Here is a 17,891-nt window from a genome sequence, read left to right as displayed (position 1 = left end):
CATATAAATGAAGATTATATAGAAGGATGAATGTATGGAGAATAAAGTTATAATATTAGGTGCTGGTATAGGTGCAATGACGATGGGATTTGAAAATGCGGGTTGTAGCGTTGTTGCAGCTTATGAAAGGGATAGAAGGGCAATTGAACTTTATAAGAAAAATATAAGTGGTGAAATAAATGAACTGGATCAATTAGGAACAAGCAATTTGGAAGATGTGCCGGATATAGATATATTAGCATGTGATTTTTATAGAGATTTAAGTATAGTTGGTCGAAACCCCAAAAATACTACAGATATCAATAATGCCATTCAATTTATTTTAGATTATAGAAAGCCAAAAATTATATGCTTTTTTATCCCCCGGGCTTGTTTAAAATGGGAAAAGTTTGTACAGCTGTTAGGGAATATAAATAACAGAGGATATGATTACAAGTATAAACAAATATATACAGAACAGGCAACAGGACTACCGATAACAGAAAAGAGAGTCTATTTGGTGGCAATCCATAGATCATTAGGCGATGTATTTGAATTTCCTTGTTTTGATGAAAAGAAAATGTTTTCTCTAGAAGAAATATTGGAAAATAAGCCTGTAGAAGAATTTTATCGAAAAGTTAATTGTAATTGTGTTAATGAGATAAGCACAAAAGATACATTTTTTTGTTGGAAACAAAATAAATACATAGAATCAGATTTGGCAGATACAAATTTAATAAAGATTCCATTAGTCAGGAATGAAAAAGTAATCAGAAAGATAACTCATAGAGAATTGGCAAGATTGAAGAATCTACCAGATGATTATCAACTTGATACAAGAAATAAAGCGTGGATGTATAGACAGTTGATGTATGCCCCTAATACAATAATCATGGAACAAATAGCAAGTGAAATAGGAAATACATTGAAAAGAAATATTTTACAAAAGTCAAATATGATGAGAGAACAAACATTTGCAGAGTTGTTTAGGAGATATCTTATCGCAAAGTGTAAAAATATAGTAGAAGAAAAATTGTGTGATTTTAAATGTAATGTTGATGGAAAAGATATTTGCTTTGAATTAAAAATTTACAATAGTGATTATGCAATTGAAAAAAATATAAAGCGAGCATGTGAAAGATTATTGCGATTAAAAGGTGATAATTTAATTTTAGTTATAGGAAACGTTGTTTCAAAAGAAATAAAAGCAAATTGTTTTGAAGTATATGGGATACATATTTGGGATGTGAAAAATTTGCTTTGGTTATTTGAAGAATTCTCAGATATAAAAAATGAATTTATATCGTTATTAACATATAGTATAGATGATTTACAATTAGAAATTCCAGAGCCACAATTATTTGAAGAAAAACAAATCGAAAAAAGGGAGAGAACATGGGAAGAACGGTTAAAAAATATACAACCTGGAAAAGAATTTTTTAAGGAATATGAAAAGATTTGTACAGAAATTTTGAAAAATATACTTGGAGAGTATTTGGGCTTATGGGCTGTGCAAGAGCATTCAAATGAAGAGTTATACTGTTTTGACTTATGTTGTAAAATCAAAAATGGAGTGGATCAGGATTTCTTTAACACAATACAAAATTATTTTAATACAAAATATATAGTATTTGAATTCAAAAATTATAAAGAAAAAATAACTCAAAGAGAAATTTATACGACGGAAAAATATTTGTATAAAAAGGCATTAAGAAGTGTAGCAATTATTGTGTCAAGAGAAGGAGCAAGTAGAAATGCACTTTTAGCAGCAAAAGGTTGTTTAAGGGAAAACGGAAAGTTGATTTTATGTTTATCTGATAAAGATTTAAACGAACTGATTCATATAAAGGAAAAAGGCGAACAGCCAACAGCAGAGTTTTTTGAAGCTATGTTAGATGATATACTGATACATTTGGAAAAGTAAAAATTAAAAGTATAGAACAAATATCATGAGGAATCTTTTTAGAAGATAATAATATTATTGATGAAACTGGAGATTATGTAACTATATGTTCAACCCAGAAGATGGATAAAAAAAGATACAATGCTTACAAACTATTAGCCATGAATTATGGGAAACTGGAAGAATGTATATATGAAGATGGGACGTTTAGTATTTCGTTAACATGTTCAAGTTATATTAAGGGACAACAACTTGCAGCATATATTGAACAAAAAGATAATGTGATTCTAGCATATGGATAACTGTGGAGAAATTATGTGAAATGATAGAAAGAAGTACAGAACAAACATTCGGTTTGCCCTGTACTTTTTTTATATGTAATGATATACTGAAAACACAACCATACTAAAAGAGACACATCTTAATTTTAGATAAATGAAATTTGTTTAAAACAGGAGAATGCTATGGATCATTTTGAATTACATTCCGAATACAAACCAACCGGTGACCAGCCCCAGGCAATCGAAAAACTGGTCAAAGGCTTTAAAGAAGGCAACCAGTTCGAGACTTTGCTGGGTGTCACAGGTTCCGGTAAGACCTTCACCATGGCGAACGTCATCGCCCAGTTAAACAAGCCAACTTTGGTACTTGCGCACAATAAAACACTGGCAGCACAGCTCTACGGTGAGATGAAGGAATTCTTCCCTGAGAACGCAGTGGAATACTTTGTTTCCTATTATGATTATTACCAGCCAGAGGCATATGTTCCATCTACGGATACTTATATAGCAAAAGATGCTTCCACGAACGATGAAATCGATAAACTCCGTCTTTCTGCAACAGCGGCTCTCTGTGAACGGAAAGATGTTATTGTGGTTTCCTCTGTATCCTGTATCTATGGTCTGGGTGCACCGGAAGAATTCTTTGATATGATGATCTCACTTCGTCCGGGAATGGAGAAAGACAGGGATGAGGTAATCAAAGAACTGATCGATATTCAGTATAACCGTAATGAAATGGATTTCCATCGTGGTACGTTCCGGGTACGTGGAGATGTGCTGGAAATCTTCCCGGCCAACTATTCTGACCGGGCAATTCGTGTGGAATTCTTTGGAGATGAGATTGATCGAATTACAGAAGTAGATGTGTTGACCGGTGAGATTCACAATGAACTGAAACATGCGGCGATTTTTCCGGCATCTCATTACGTTGTACCACAGAGCCAGATCCAGAAGGCTGCAGACGCAATCCTTGAAGAAATGAAAGAACAGGTTTCTTATTTTAAAAGTGAAGATAAGTTGATCGAAGCACAGCGAATTGCCGAGAGAACCAATTTTGATGTAGAAATGATGAAAGAGACGGGATTCTGCTCTGGAATTGAGAACTACTCCAGACATCTGACAGGACTTGCTCCGGGGCAGCCACCATATACTCTGATGGACTACTTTAAAGATGACTTCCTTCTTATTATAGATGAGTCTCATAAGACTGTATCACAGGTTGGAGGAATGTATGCAGGTGACCAGAGCCGTAAGCAGACACTGGTAGATTATGGCTTCCGCCTGCCGTCAGCGAAGGATAACCGGCCATTGAGCTTTACGGAATTTGAAAATAAACTCGATCAGGTTATGTTTGTTTCTGCGACACCAGGACAGTATGAAGCAGAACATGAACTTCTTCGTGCAGAACAGATTATTCGTCCGACTGGGCTTCTGGATCCGAAAGTAGAAGTTCGTCCGGTGGAAGGACAGATTGATGATCTGATCAGTGAAGTAAATAAAGAAGTCGATAAAGGTCACAAGATTTTGATCACAACTTTGACAAAACGAATGGCAGAAGATCTGACCGATTACATGAAAGATGTCGGCATCCGTGTTCGTTATCTGCATTCGGATATTGATACTTTGGAACGTGCAGAAATCATTCGTGACATGCGTCTGGATGTCTTTGATGTGCTGGTTGGTATCAATCTTTTGCGAGAAGGACTGGATATTCCGGAGATTACACTGGTTGCAATTCTTGATGCGGATAAAGAAGGATTCCTGCGTTCAGAAGTTTCTCTGATCCAGACGATTGGACGTGCGGCCCGTAACAGTGAGGGGCATGTTATCATGTATGCAGATGTCATGACAGATTCCATGCGAAAAGCCATTCAGGAGACAGAACGAAGAAGAACGATTCAGGAGGCTTACAATAAAGAACATGGAATCACGCCGACTACGATCAAGAAAGCAGTTCGTGATCTGATCACGGTTTCCAAGGCAGTCGCCGAGACGGAAGACAAGCTTAAGAAAGAGCCGGAGTCCATGACAAGAAAAGAACTGACGAAGCTGATAGGTCAGGTGGAGAAACAGATGCGTGCAGCAGCAGCAGATCTCAACTTTGAGCAGGCGGCAGAGTTGCGTGACAAGATGATCGAATTGAAGAAAAGCCTCGATGAAATGGATGAATAGAAAAAGTTTATAAGCTCAAAGAGAAATTCCCCCTGTCTGTAAAAAGTTTTACTTTACTCTTGTACAGTAATGGAGAGAGTGCTAAAATGGAACAAGCACTAAACGAAAGAGGTAATCGATATGCAGTTTTCCAAAAGATTAGACAGATTTGGAGAAGAAATCTTTGCAGCCTTGAATAACAGACGTATGGAACTGGAAGCACAGGGCATGAAAATTTATAATATGAGTGTGGGAACTCCGGATTTTAAGACACCGGAGCACATTAAGAAGGCACTTGCTGCTGCGGCAATGGATGACAATAACTGGAAGTACAGTCTTCGTGATCTGCCAGAACTTCTGGAAGCAGTATGTACTTATTATAAGAAACGTTTTGATGTGAATCTGACACCGGATATGGTTATGACTGTTTACGGCAGTCAGGAAGGTATGGGACATCTTGGAATGGCACTTTGCGATGAGGGAGATGTTGTTCTTCTTCCAGATCCATGTTATCCGGTATTTGCAGCAGGCAGTCTGATGGCAGGCGCAGTGCCATACTATTATCCGCTGGTGGCAGAACACGACTTTCTTCCATATGTAAAGGATATTCCGGAAGAAGTTGCAAAGAAAGCAAAATACATGGTAGTTTCTCTGCCCTCCAATCCGGTAGGAAGCATTGCAACACCGGGATTATATGAAGAAATCATTGCCTTTGCGAAGAAATATGATATTTTGATCATTCATGACAACGCATATAGTGATATCATCTTTGACGGAGCACATGGCGGAAGTTTCCTTGCAACAGAAGGAGCGAAAGAAATCGGCGTGGAATTTTTCAGCCTTTCGAAATCCTTCAATGTGACAGGAGCAAGAATCAGTTTTCTGGTTGGGCGTCCAGATGTGATCGCGGCACTTCGCAAGCTGAGAAGCCAGATCGATTTTGGAATGTTTCTGCCAATTCAGAAGGCAGCGATCGCAGCATTGAATGGCCCACTGGAAAGTGTGCAGGAGCAGTGCAGAATGTATCAGGAAAGAAGAGATGCACTCTGTAATGGCCTTCGTGAAATCGGATGGGACCTTCCGAATGGCAAGGGAACGATGTTCGTATGGGCAAGAATCCCGGGAGGACGTACAGACAGTATGGCATTCTGCATGGAACTGATGGAAAAAGCCGGTGTTATTGTGACTCCTGGTGCAAGCTTTGGACCGCATGGTGAAGGATATGTACGTTTCGCTCTCGTCCTGCCACCGGAAAAAATCCGCGAAGTTGTAGAAGCTATCCGTAAAAGCGGAATCTGAGAAAGTAAACGAAGCATATTAAAAAATGCATTCATAATAAATTAAGAACAGAAATTCACATAATCACAGTACTTTTGACACAAAGTAACAGAGTGGAAAGGTAGATTTTCCCGATTTGTGCCCGTACTGTGATTTTTTTCGATTTTTTTAAAAAATATAAATTAGATGTTGACAAACAATTACGACAGTGCTATCTTAACAGTATAGATGTTAGCACTCTTCGTTAATGAGTGCTAACAGACTAATAGGAAAGGAGCTGAGAACATGGATGAACAATTGACAGATCGTAAGAAAAGAATTCTGAAAGCGATCATCAAGACATACATGGAAACGGGCGAACCGGTAGGATCCAGGACAATATCCAAGGATGCAGACCTGAATGTCAGCTCAGCAACGATCCGAAATGAAATGTCTGACCTGACAGACATGGGTTACATCGTTCAGCCACATACATCGGCAGGAAGAATCCCTTCTGATAAAGGCTATCGGCTTTATGTGGATGAATTGATGAGAGAAAAGGAAGATGAAATTGCAGAAATCCGTAATCTGATGATTGAGAAGACCGATAAAATGGAAAAAGTGCTTAAGAATGTAGCACGTGTCCTGGCTTCCAATACCAATTACGCGACGATGGTTTCAGTTCCTCAGTACAGCGGCAATAAATTGAAATTTATTCAGCTGTCCCGTGTCAATGAGCTGCAGTTAGTAGCTGTGGTTGTCTGCGAAGGAAATGTCATCCGTAATCAGATCATTGATCTGGATGAAGAAATGGATGATGAGACACTTCTGAAGTTGAACCTTCTTCTTAATACCAATCTGAATGGCCTGCCGATACAGGACATTAATCTGGGCATGATTGCCAGACTGAAAGAACAGGCAGGAATCCACAGTGGACTGGTAGCAAGAGTGTTGGATGCAGTTGCAGCAACCATTCATGTCGATGAAGACGATCTGGAAATCTATACGTCTGGTGCAACGAACTTCTTTAAATATCCGGAACTGTCGGATAAGACCAAAGCCACTGAGCTGATTTCTACTTTTGAAGAAAAACAGCAGTTGGTTGATTTGGTCAAGGAGCGGATGGCAGATGACAATACCGGTGTTCAGGTGTATATCGGAGATGAACTTCCGATTTCTACCATGAAAGATTGCAGTGTTGTTACTGCAACTTATGAACTGGGAGAGGGCATGCATGGAACAATCGGTATCGTAGGACCTAAACGAATGGATTATGAAAATGTAGTAAATAGTCTGAAGACTCTCAAGGTCGAACTCGATGAGGTATTCAAAAAAAATAAAAGTAATCAAGACAGTTAGCTGTCAGACTGGAAAGGCGGTAGAAAGAACGTGTCAGAAACAAATAAAAAAGAAGCTGGCGTACAGGAAGAAACAGAGAAAGACCTTCCGGAAACAGAACCTGTTACAGAACCAGTAGAAGAATCGCCGGAGGCAACCGCAGGAACGGAAACCACAGAGGAAACCGAGAGTGCAGCTGAAGACGATAAGGAATCTGATAAAGAAACCAAAGGAAAAAATTCTTTCTTTGGCAAAAAGAAAAAAGACAATAAGCTGGAACAGCAGATTGAAGATCTGACTGACAGGCTGAAGCGTAACATGGCTGAGTTTGATAACTTCCGTAAACGTACGGAAAAAGAAAAATCCAGCATGTATGTGATCGGAGCAAAGGATATCATCGAGAAGATCCTTCCGGTTGTAGATAACTTTGAAAGAGGCCTTGCACAGGCTCCGGAAGATGATCCATTTGCAGAGGGAATGCAGAAGATCTACAAACAGTTTACCACTACAATGGAAGGCATGGGAGTAGAACCGATCGAAGCTGTTGGAAAAGAATTTAATCCGGATTTCCACAATGCAGTGATGCATGTGGAGGATGAATCTGTTGGAGAAAATATTGTTGTGGAGGAGCTTCAGAAAGGATACACCTACAAGGGATTTGTAGTCCGCCACAGCATGGTAAAAGTTGCAAACTGATCGTGCTCAAGGAAAAAGGAAGCGGCTGCGAAGCAGACATTTACTTTTTCTGGCACGATCCTGACAGAATCATAAGTGCATAGCACGAAAGATGCGTAGAGCATCTTGATTCTGGAAGGACAAACTAGAATATATAATAATCTTAGAATATATACAGGAGGAATATTATCATGGGAAAAATCATTGGTATTGACTTAGGTACAACAAACAGTTGTGTAGCTGTAATGGAAGGTGGACAGCCAACCGTTATTGCAAATACAGAAGGAGCAAGAACTACACCGTCTGTAGTTGCTTTCACAAAAACAGGAGAACGTCTGGTAGGTGAGCCTGCAAAACGTCAGGCAGTAACAAATGCAGAGAGAACAATCTCTTCCATCAAGAGAGAGATGGGTACCGATTATCGTGTAACAATCGATGACAAGAAATACTCTCCGCAGGAAATTTCCGCGATGATCCTTCAGAAACTGAAAAAAGATGCAGAAGGATATCTTGGAGAAAGCGTAACAGAAGCTGTTATCACAGTTCCGGCTTACTTCAATGATGCTCAGCGTCAGGCAACAAAGGATGCCGGTAAGATTGCAGGTCTTGATGTAAAACGTATCATCAACGAGCCTACAGCAGCAGCTCTTGCATATGGACTTGACAACGAAAAAGAACAGAAAATCATGGTTTACGACTTAGGTGGTGGTACATTCGATGTATCTGTTATCGAGATCGGTGATGGTGTTATCGAAGTTCTTTCCACAGCTGGTAACAATCGTCTTGGCGGTGATGACTTTGACCAGAAAGTTACAGACTGGATGATCGAAGAATTCAAGAAAGCAGAAGGCGTAGACTTAAGTGCTGATAAGATGGCTCTTCAGAGACTGAAAGAAGCAGCTGAAAAAGCTAAAAAAGAACTTTCTTCCGCAACAACAACAAACATCAACCTTCCGTTCATTACTGCAACAGCAGAAGGACCGAAGCATTTTGATATGAACCTTACAAGAGCTAAATTTGATGAGCTGACACATGATCTGGTAGAAAAGACAGCAGAACCGGTTCGCCGTGCACTGTCAGATGCAGGTATCACAGCTTCTGAGCTTGGCCAGGTACTTTTGGTAGGTGGATCTACACGTATCCCAGCAGTACAGGACAAAGTAAAACAGCTCACAGGTAAAGAACCAAGCAAATCTCTGAACCCGGATGAATGTGTTGCACTTGGTGCTTCCGTACAGGGTGGAAAACTTGCTGGTGATGCAGGTGCCGGTGACATTCTTCTTCTGGATGTTACTCCACTGTCACTGTCTATCGAGACAATGGGTGGTATCGCAACTCGTCTGATCGAGAGAAATACTACAATCCCGACAAAGAAGAGCCAGATCTTTTCTACAGCAGCAGACAACCAGACAGCAGTAGATATCAACGTTGTACAGGGTGAGCGTCAGTTTGCGAAGGACAACAAATCCCTTGGACAGTTCCGTCTGGATGGAATCCCGCCAGCACGTCGTGGTGTTCCGCAGATCGAAGTTACATTTGATATCGATGCCAACGGTATTGTAAATGTTTCTGCAAAAGACCTTGGAACAGGTAAAGAACAGCACATCACAATCACAGCTGGTTCCAATATGTCTGATTCTGAAATCGACAAAGCAGTTAAAGAAGCTGCTGAGTTCGAAGCTCAGGATAAGAAACGTAAAGAGGGAATCGACACAAGAAACAATGCAGACTCTATGGTATTCCAGGTTGAGAATGCACTGAAAGAAGCTGGCGATAAGATTGATGCAAACGATAAAGCTGCAGTTGAAACAGATCTGAATGCACTGAAAGATCTCCTTGCTCAGACAGCAAATGCAGAAATGACAGATGCACAGATCGCTGATATCAAAGCTGCTCAGGAAAAGATGATGGAAAGTGCTCAGAAACTTTTCGCAAAAATGTATGAGCAGACACAGCAGGCAGGCGGTCAGGCTGGACCGAATCCGGGAGCTGGTGCTGGTGCAGGTGCTGCACAGGGCGGCAACGAAGCTGGATACGGTGATGATGTCGTAGACGCTGATTACAAGGAAGTATAATAAAGTAAAAAATAAGATGTAAAACCTTAGATGCCATTCATGCTTGCATGAGTGGCATTGGGGGATTATAATAATATTTTGTGTGGCATATAGCTGCATAAGAACAATAACGCAAATCTAACATATAGGAAAGAGAAAAGATGGCTGATAAAAGAGATTACTATGAGGTCCTGGGTGTCAGCAAGACTGCCAGTGATTCAGAATTAAAAAGCGCATATCGAAAATTAGCCAAGAAGTATCATCCAGATGTTAATCCGGGAGACAAAGAAGCAGAAGCTAAGTTCAAAGAAGCAACAGAGGCATACAGTGTCTTAAGTGATGCAGAAAAGAGACGCCAGTACGATCAGTTTGGTCATGCAGCGTTTGAACAGGGCGGCGGTGGTGCCGGCGGCTTTGGTGGATTTGATTTCAACGGTGCAGACATGGGAGATATCTTCGGGGATATTTTCGGAGATCTGTTTGGCGGCGGTGGAAGACGTCGTGCCAATAATGGACCGATGAAGGGTGCAAATTTACGCGCCCGTGTGAATATTACATTTGAAGAGGCAGTGTTTGGATGTGACAAGGAACTGGAGATCGTTCTGAAGGATGAATGTACGACCTGTCATGGAACTGGTGCAAAGCCGGGAACACAGCCGACTACCTGTCCGAAATGTAACGGAGAAGGTCAGATCGTCTATACACAGCAGTCTATGTTTGGCATGGTTCGAAATGTACAGACTTGTCCGGAATGTAATGGAACCGGTAAGATTATCAAAGAAAAATGTACTTCCTGCCGTGGAACAGGATATACTTCTTCCAGAAAGAAGATTCAGGTTTCTATTCCGGCCGGTATTGACAATGGACAGAGTATCCGTATCCGTGATAAAGGAGAACCTGGAACCAATGGTGGTCCGAGAGGTGATTTGCTCGTAGAAGTGAATGTAGCCCGTCATCCAATCTTCCAGAGACAGGATATGAATATCTTCTCCACAGCCCCGCTTACTTATGCGCAGGCAGCGCTAGGTGGAGAAATCCATATCAATACAGTTGATGGCGATGTGGCATACGAAGTGAAGCCGGGAACACAGACAGACACACGTATCCGTCTGAAGGGTAAAGGTGTACCGTCCCTGAGAAATAAGAATATTCGCGGTGATCACTATGTGACTTTGGTGGTACAGGTACCGACCAAGCTGAATGAAGAGGCAAAAGAAGCTCTTCGTAAGTTTGATGAGGCATGTGGAAACAGACCGGCCACTGAGCCAAAAGACGGATCTGAGAAATCAGAAAAGAAGAAAAAGAGTTTCATGGACAAAATCAAAGAGACTTTTGAGGATTAATTCTATAAAATAGAAGAAACTTTTCGGGAAAAGAGGGAAAACCCCTCTTTTCTTTTTTTGGGTTATCATGTATATTAGATAGCAGGGTTAAAAATACAGAAGCTGTTCGTGCTTGCACGATAAGGCAATTGCAATTGTTGTATAAGTTAAGACAGGAGATTATAATATATGAAATGGAATCGTTTTACGATTAAAACCAAAACAGATGCCGAAGACATGATTATCTGTACATTGGCAGAAATAGGTGTCGAAGGTGCAGAGATTCAGGATCACCAGCCTTTGACGGAGGAAGATAAGGCGCAGATGTTTGTAGATATCATGCCGGAAGGTCCAGAAGATGATGGAGTTGCATATTTGAATTTTTATCTGGAGGAAGATGCGGATAAGGATGTAATTTTACGTGACGTCAGAAATGCCCTGGAAGAATTGCGTACATTTATGGATATTGGAGAGGGTACGATTGAAGAGTCTCAGACAGAGGATAAGGACTGGATCAACAACTGGAAAGAATTTTTCCATCAGTTCTATGTGGATGATATCCTGATCGTTCCGTCATGGGAAGAAATCAAAGAAGAAGATAAGGACAAGATGATTCTTCATATTGATCCGGGTACTGCATTTGGAACAGGAATGCATGAAACTACACAGCTTGTGATCCGTCAGTTAAAAAAATATGTTAAACCAGGTATCGAACTTCTTGATGTAGGAACAGGAAGTGGTATCCTCGGAATCACAGCGTTGAAGCTTGGTGCAGGTCACGTTGTAGGAACAGACCTTGATCCATGCGCGGTTCCGGCAGTTCAGGATAACAAAGAAGCAAACCAGATCGTGGATGATACTTTTGATATGATGATCGGAAATATCATTGATGACAAAGAGGTACAGGATCAGGTTGGCTATGAGAAATACGATATTGTTGCAGCTAATATTCTGGCAGATGTACTGGTGCCTCTGACACCAGTGATCGTTCACCAGATGAAGAAGGGTGCATATTACATTACATCAGGTATACTTGATGTCAAAGAGGAAGTAGTCAAAGAAGCAGTACAGAAAGCCGGACTTACCTTGGTAGAAGTTACCAGACAGGGTGAGTGGGTATGCGTAACTGCAAGAAAGGACTGATCTCATGCAGAGATTTTTTGTAGAGCCACATCAGATCGATGAAGCGGCACATCAGATTCATATTATTGGAACGGATGTCAACCATATTTCCAATGTTCTTCGTATGAAACAGGGAGAGGAAGTCTGGATCAGTGATGGTGGACAAAAAGAATACCGCTGTGCGATAGAGGCATTCAGTGCAGATGAAGTGCTTCTTCACATTATTTATGCACAGGAACCAGATTATGAACTGCCGAGCAGAATCTACCTCTTTCAGGGACTGCCAAAAGCAGATAAGATGGAACTGATCATACAGAAGGCAGTTGAGCTTGGTGCGTATGAAATCATTCCAGTAGAGACGAAACGCTGTGTTGTGAAGCTGGATGGCAAAAAGGCTGCGAAGAAAGTAGAGCGTTGGCAGCAGATTGCAGAGAGTGCGGCAAAACAGTCCAAGCGTATGCTGATTCCAAATGTGCACCAGGTACTTTCTTTTAAAGAAGCACTAAAGTATGCGGAATCTATGGATATTCGTCTGATTCCGTATGAGCTTGCCAAAGGCATGCAGGAAACAAAAGAAATCCTTGCAGCAATTGAACAGGGACAGTCTATTGGGATTTTTATCGGCCCAGAAGGCGGTTTTGAGGAAAAAGAAGTAGAAGCTGCAATCAGCGAAGGGGCAAAACCAATCACATTGGGTAAACGTATTCTTCGCACAGAAACAGCAGGGCTTGCAATTTTGTCAGTTCTGATGTTTCAGCTTGAAAATTAGTAAAACAGGAAACGATTAAGATAAAAGAGGCAGTATATGGAAGTATATTTTGACAATTCTGCAACGACCAGATGCTATGATTCTGTAAAGGATATCGTGGTAAAAACGATGACAGAGGATTTTGGAAATCCGTCTGCCATGCATCTCAAGGGTGTAGAAGCAGAGAAGTATGTAAAAGAAGCGACAAAGACCATTGCAGGAATTCTGAAAGTGCAGGAAAAAGAAATTCTGTTTACATCAGGTGGTACAGAATCAGACAACCTTGCGCTGATTGGTGGTGCACTTGCAAATAAGCGTAACGGAAACCACATCATTATCACATCCGTAGAGCATGCTGCAGTCAGCCAGCCGGCATTATATCTGCAGGAACAGGGATTTGAAATCACATATCTTCCGGTAGATGCGCAGGGCAGGGTAAAAATGAGTGCGCTGGAAGCTGTTTTAAGACCAGATACGATCATGGTATCTACCATGCTTGTAAATAATGAAGTCGGAGCTGTGATGCCAGTCGAAGAGATTGCGAAGATGGTACATGAGAAGAGTCCAAAGGCACTGTATCATGTCGATGCAATTCAGGGATTTGGTAAATACCACATTTATCCGAAACGTATGGGGATCGATCTTCTTGCAGTCAGCGGACACAAGATTCACGGTCCGAAGGGTGTCGGTTTCCTGTATATCAACGAAAAAGTGAAGATCATTCCACAGATTCTTGGTGGCGGACAGCAGAGTGGCATGCGTTCCGGAACAGACAATGTACCGGGAATCGCCGGGCTTGGTGTGGCAGCAGGACAGATTTACCGAAATCTGGATGAGAATGTGGAACACATGTATCAGTTAAAGGAGCATATTGCGAAAGGCCTTTCTGAAATCGAAGATATCCGTATCAACGGAATGCCACTTCGTGAAGGTGCACCGCAGATCTTGAGTATCAGTGTTATGGGAGTACGGAGTGAGGTATTGCTGCATTCTCTCGAGGACAAGGGTATATACATTTCGGCAGGAAGTGCATGCTCCAGCCATAAGAGAAAACCAAGCGCTACATTAAGTGCTATGGGAATGTCAAAAGACCAGATTGAAAGTACAGTACGACTGAGCTTCTGTGAAGAAAATACGATCGAGGAAGCGGATTATTTCCTGGATACCATGAAGACTCTGGTTCCGATGCTCAGACGTTATTCAAGAAAATAAACAGGAGGAAATACCAGATATGATATTTCATGCATTTTTGATAAAATATGCAGAAATCGCCATTAAAGGAAAAAACAGATATCTGTTTGAAGATGCACTTGTCAAACAGATGAAACTGGCTCTGGAGCCGGTAGAAGGCGAATTTACAGTAACTAAGGAGCAGGGGCGTGTATATGTTTTCTGCCCGGAAAAATATGATTTTGATGAAGCAGTAGAGGCACTGCAGCGTGTATTTGGAATTGTGGGAATCAGTCCGGTTGTGATCTATGAAGACCAGGGATTTGATCAGATGGCAAAAGATGTCGTTTCCTATATGGAAGCAAGATATCCTGGATACAATGGTTCTTTTAAGGTTTACACACGAAGAGCCAAGAAATCTTATCCGATCACATCGATGGAAGTAAGTGCGGCAATCGGAGAAAAGATTTTGGATGCTTTCCCAGATGCATCCGTAGATGTGCATAATCCGGAAATGACACTTTCAGTAGAGATTCGAGATAAGATTTATGTATATTCAGAGACACTTCCGGGACCAGGTGGTATGCCGATCGGAACAAATGGTAAGGCAATGCTTCTTCTTTCCGGTGGAATTGATAGTCCGGTTGCTGGTTATATGATCGCCAAACGTGGAGTCAAGATAGAGGCTGTTTATTTCCATGCTCCGCCGTATACAAGCGAACGTGCAAAACAGAAAGTCGTAGATCTTGCAAAACTTGTGGCACGTTACAGTGGTCCGATCCGTCTTCATGTAGTTAACTTTACAGATATTCAGCTGTATATCTATGATCAGTGCCCGCATGAAGAACTGACGATCATCATGCGCCGCTATATGATGCGTATTGCAGAGCATTTTGCACGCAAGGATAAATGCCTTGGCCTGATTACGGGGGAGAGTATTGGACAGGTGGCCAGCCAGACTTTACAGAGTCTTGCAGCAACAGATGAAGTATGTGAACTTCCGGTATATCGTCCGGTTATCGGATTTGATAAAGAAGAAATCGTACAGATTTCCAGAAAGATCAATACATTTGAGACTTCCATCCAGCCATTTGAAGACTGCTGTACTATTTTTGTGGCAAAACATCCGGTTACAAAACCAAATCTGAAAGTGATTCACAGATCTGAAGAAAAATTAAACGAAAAGATCGATCAGCTGATGGAAGAGGCACTGGCAAGTACAGAAGTAATTGAGATTCAGTAAACAGAAACGAAATAGGCAGAAATAAAAACAGCTTCTCATGCGTTTAGCAAAGAAGCTGTTTTATAACTGTATCATATTTGATATTTCAAAATAGAATCGGTGCAGATCACTCAATTACATATGGCTGAACGATTGCCATGATCGAATCAAGAGTGCTTCCTTCTGCATGAATATTCAGGTTGATCGGTTTGGATAAATCCAGGCTGAAGATACCCATGATGGATTTTGCATCGATTACATATCTTCCGGATACTAAATCAAAGTCACAGTCAAATTTACTGATCTCGTTTACAAATGCTTTCACTTTATCGATAGAATTCAGCGAGATTTTTAATGTTTTCATTTTGAGAACCTCCCTATTTAGTGTTATTATGCCATTTATCTTACCCGTACCCTCTCGAAAAGTCAAGGGAAAAGAGATGAAATTTTGGTTAATCTTTTGCCTGTATGTACAAAAAAACAATTAAAATAAGAAACAAAATGAAACTATCAGAAAATATAAGAGGTAAAATATGAAAAAAAAGGTTGCCCTTCATAACCTGGGCTGTAAAGTAAATGCATACGAAGTAGAAGCGATGCAGCAGCTTCTGGAAAATGCAGGATATGAAACTGTTCCTTTTGAAGAAGGTGCAGATGTTTATGTGATCAATACCTGTACGGTCACCAACATTGCAGACCGTAAATCCAGACAGATGCTTCATAAAGCAAAAAAAATGAATCCGGATGCGATCGTGGTGGCTACAGGTTGTTATGCACAGGCTGACACAGAGAAACTGAAAGAAGATACTGCTGTGGATCTGATCCTTGGAAACAATCAGAAAACACAGATTGTGGAAGCTTTGGAAGAATATGAAAAAGAGCATGCAAAACAGGTGCAGGTGATTGAAATTAACCATACAAAAGAGTATGAAGAACTTTCCATAGCATCTACCGCAGAACATGTCCGCGCATACATTAAAGTACAGGATGGCTGTAATCAGTTCTGTACTTACTGTATCATTCCGTTTGCGAGAGGACGTGTCCGCAGCAGAAAAATCGAAGATGTGCTGAGAGAAGTGGAAACACTTGCTGCAAAAGGTTACAAGGAAGTTGTACTTACCGGAATCCATTTAAGTTCCTATGGAGTGGATTTCCCGAAAGAAGAAAGAGAAAGTCTTCTTTCACTGATTCAGGCAGTAAGCAGAGTGGAAGGAATCAGCAGGATTCGTCTTGGCTCATTGGAGCCAAGAATTATCACAGAAGAATTTCTGGAAGGTATTGTGAAAACAGGAAAAGTGTGTCCACATTTTCATTTATCCCTGCAGAGCGGATGCAATAAAACTTTGAAAAATATGAATCGCCGTTACAGTGCACAGGAGTATGCGGAAAAATGTGAACTGATCCGCAAGTTTTATCCGGCACCTGCACTTACAACAGATGTGATTGTGGGATTTCCACAGGAAACAGAAGAGGATTTTGAAGAATCTTATGAATTCGTAAAGAAGATTCATTTTTATGAGACGCATATTTTTAAATATTCCAGAAGACATGGAACAAAAGCGGCATCCATGGATGGTCAGCTGACTGAAGCGGCAAAGGCGCAGCGCAGCGACCGGATGCTCGAACTGCATGAGATTCGTGCCAGAGAATATGAAGAGGCGATGATCGGAAAAAAAATGGAACTTCTCCTGGAGGAGGAGATTGAGATTGATGGCAGACCATGGTATGTAGGCCACAGCAGAGAATATGTGCGTGCAGTCATCAGCAAAACGGATGTACATAGGGTAAATGACCTTGTTACAGTAAAAGCAGTTGCTTTTGTCAGAGATCACATTTTGGAAACAAAAGAAGTGTAAGCTTATATATTATTTGATTATGAGAAAAAATGTTCTGAAAATGTGTTCTTGTATTTTATATGGAATTATATTAAAATAAAAGGGAAATCTTATTAAGGACGTGAGTAAAATGGCAGAAAACAATTTAGGAAATACACAGTATTTCAGAACAAAACCGGATGCAGATCTTGAAGTAAAAGAGGTTCTGGACCTGGTCTACAATGCAATGGATGAAAAAGGATATAATCCGGTGAACCAGATCGTCGGCTATATTATGTCCGGAGATCCTACCTATATTACCAGTCATAAGGGTGCGAGAAGCATGATCATGAAAGTTGAGAGAGATGAGCTGGTAGAAGAACTTCTTAATGAATACATTAAGAATAAATCCTGGGAACGATAAGTGATGCGGATCCTGGGATTAGATTATGGTTCAAAGACCGTAGGTGTGGCAGTCAGTGATCCATTGGGAGTGACTGCTCAGAGATTAGAGACAATCTGGCGAAAACAGGAAAATAAACTTCGCCGGACGCTTGCCCAAGTAGAAGAACTCGTGAAAGAGTACGAAATAGAAAAGATCGTTCTTGGATATCCTAAGAATATGAACAATACTGTCGGTGAGCGTGCAGAGAAAGCTCTGGAATTCGGGGAGATGCTTAAGAAGCGTACAGGCCTTGAAGTGATCATGTGGGACGAACGGCTGACAACAGTTTCGGCGGATCGGGCCCTGATGGAGGCTGGTGTGCGCAGAGAGAATCGTAAAGAGTATCTCGACGGAATTGCAGCAGTATTTATTTTACAGGGATATCTGGATTCCCTTAAAATGTAACATAA

15 protein-coding genes are annotated in these 17,891 nt (G+C 41.0%); 14 read left to right on the top strand and 1 reads right to left on the bottom strand.

The window, feature by feature from the left end; all coding sequences use genetic code 11:
• Positions 1-34 precede the first annotated feature (34 nt).
• The 11 genes from NQ503_RS12130 (at position 35) to thiI (ending at position 15,243) form a co-directional block, all read left to right on the top strand.
• Positions 35-1,903, top strand: coding sequence for a DNA cytosine methyltransferase (locus NQ503_RS12130; RefSeq protein ID WP_005424748.1), 1,869 nt, complete (start codon positions 35-37; stop codon positions 1,901-1,903).
• Between the two features lie 443 nt (positions 1,904-2,346).
• Positions 2,347-4,335 carry an excinuclease ABC subunit UvrB gene (uvrB, locus tag NQ503_RS12125; protein WP_005424751.1) on the top strand — a complete coding sequence of 663 codons (1,989 nt, stop codon included), beginning with the start codon at positions 2,347-2,349 and terminating at the stop codon, positions 4,333-4,335.
• Between the two features lie 120 nt (positions 4,336-4,455).
• Entirely contained in the window at positions 4,456-5,613 is a 1,158-nt protein-coding gene (locus tag NQ503_RS12120; protein ID WP_005424755.1) for a pyridoxal phosphate-dependent aminotransferase, read from the top strand.
• Between the two features lie 264 nt (positions 5,614-5,877).
• Positions 5,878-6,930, top strand: a complete 1,053-nt coding sequence (gene hrcA / locus NQ503_RS12115; protein WP_022388958.1) for a heat-inducible transcriptional repressor HrcA — start codon at positions 5,878-5,880, stop codon at positions 6,928-6,930.
• Between the two features lie 30 nt (positions 6,931-6,960).
• Positions 6,961-7,605 (top strand): nucleotide exchange factor GrpE, encoded by a 645-nt coding sequence (gene grpE, locus NQ503_RS12110; RefSeq protein ID WP_044925649.1) that lies wholly within the window; start codon positions 6,961-6,963, stop codon positions 7,603-7,605.
• A 170-nt stretch (positions 7,606-7,775) separates the two neighbouring features.
• Positions 7,776-9,659, top strand: coding sequence for a molecular chaperone DnaK (gene dnaK, locus NQ503_RS12105; RefSeq protein ID WP_005424767.1), 1,884 nt, complete (start codon positions 7,776-7,778; stop codon positions 9,657-9,659).
• 140 nt (positions 9,660-9,799) lie between these two features.
• Positions 9,800-10,981, top strand: a complete 1,182-nt coding sequence (gene dnaJ / locus NQ503_RS12100; RefSeq protein WP_005424768.1) for a molecular chaperone DnaJ — start codon at positions 9,800-9,802, stop codon at positions 10,979-10,981.
• A gap of 168 nt (positions 10,982-11,149) precedes the next feature.
• Positions 11,150-12,103: a 50S ribosomal protein L11 methyltransferase gene (prmA, locus tag NQ503_RS12095; protein ID WP_022388344.1), complete on the top strand. Its 954-nt coding sequence runs from the start codon at positions 11,150-11,152 to the stop codon at positions 12,101-12,103.
• Between the two features lie 4 nt (positions 12,104-12,107).
• Positions 12,108-12,851: a 16S rRNA (uracil(1498)-N(3))-methyltransferase gene (locus NQ503_RS12090; RefSeq protein WP_005424774.1), complete on the top strand. Its 744-nt coding sequence runs from the start codon at positions 12,108-12,110 to the stop codon at positions 12,849-12,851.
• 36 nt (positions 12,852-12,887) lie between these two features.
• Positions 12,888-14,042 (top strand): cysteine desulfurase family protein, encoded by a 1,155-nt coding sequence (locus NQ503_RS12085; RefSeq protein WP_005424776.1) that lies wholly within the window; start codon positions 12,888-12,890, stop codon positions 14,040-14,042.
• Between the two features lie 19 nt (positions 14,043-14,061).
• Positions 14,062-15,243: a tRNA uracil 4-sulfurtransferase ThiI gene (thiI, locus tag NQ503_RS12080; protein WP_005424777.1), complete on the top strand. Its 1,182-nt coding sequence runs from the start codon at positions 14,062-14,064 to the stop codon at positions 15,241-15,243.
• Positions 15,244-15,349: 106 nt separating this feature from the next.
• Here thiI and NQ503_RS12075 read toward each other — a convergent pair whose 3' ends face one another.
• Entirely contained in the window at positions 15,350-15,586 is a 237-nt protein-coding gene (locus NQ503_RS12075) for an HPr family phosphocarrier protein (protein ID WP_005424779.1), read from the bottom strand.
• Between the two features lie 169 nt (positions 15,587-15,755).
• On the opposite strand from NQ503_RS12075, the gene mtaB reads away from it, so the two are divergent.
• The 3 genes from mtaB to ruvX all read left to right on the top strand — a co-directional run bounded on the left by mtaB (position 15,756) and on the right by ruvX (position 17,886).
• Positions 15,756-17,078 (top strand): tRNA (N(6)-L-threonylcarbamoyladenosine(37)-C(2))-methylthiotransferase MtaB, encoded by a 1,323-nt coding sequence (mtaB, locus tag NQ503_RS12070; protein WP_259892575.1) that lies wholly within the window; start codon positions 15,756-15,758, stop codon positions 17,076-17,078.
• A gap of 109 nt (positions 17,079-17,187) precedes the next feature.
• Entirely contained in the window at positions 17,188-17,460 is a 273-nt protein-coding gene (locus tag NQ503_RS12065; RefSeq protein WP_005424783.1) for an IreB family regulatory phosphoprotein, read from the top strand.
• A gap of 3 nt (positions 17,461-17,463) precedes the next feature.
• The gene (ruvX, locus tag NQ503_RS12060; protein ID WP_005424785.1) at positions 17,464-17,886 is read left to right on the top strand and encodes a Holliday junction resolvase RuvX; all 423 of its coding nucleotides are present in this window, start codon (positions 17,464-17,466) and stop codon (positions 17,884-17,886) included.
• The last annotated feature ends 5 nt before the right edge of the window (positions 17,887-17,891 follow it).

It is taken from the genome of Blautia obeum ATCC 29174 (assembly GCF_025147765.1).
In the GTDB taxonomy this organism is placed as follows: Bacteria; Bacillota; Clostridia; order Lachnospirales; family Lachnospiraceae; genus Blautia_A; species Blautia_A obeum.
The sequence above is the reverse complement of the archived record's forward strand: the minus strand, read 5'-3'. Positions and strand labels throughout refer to the sequence as shown.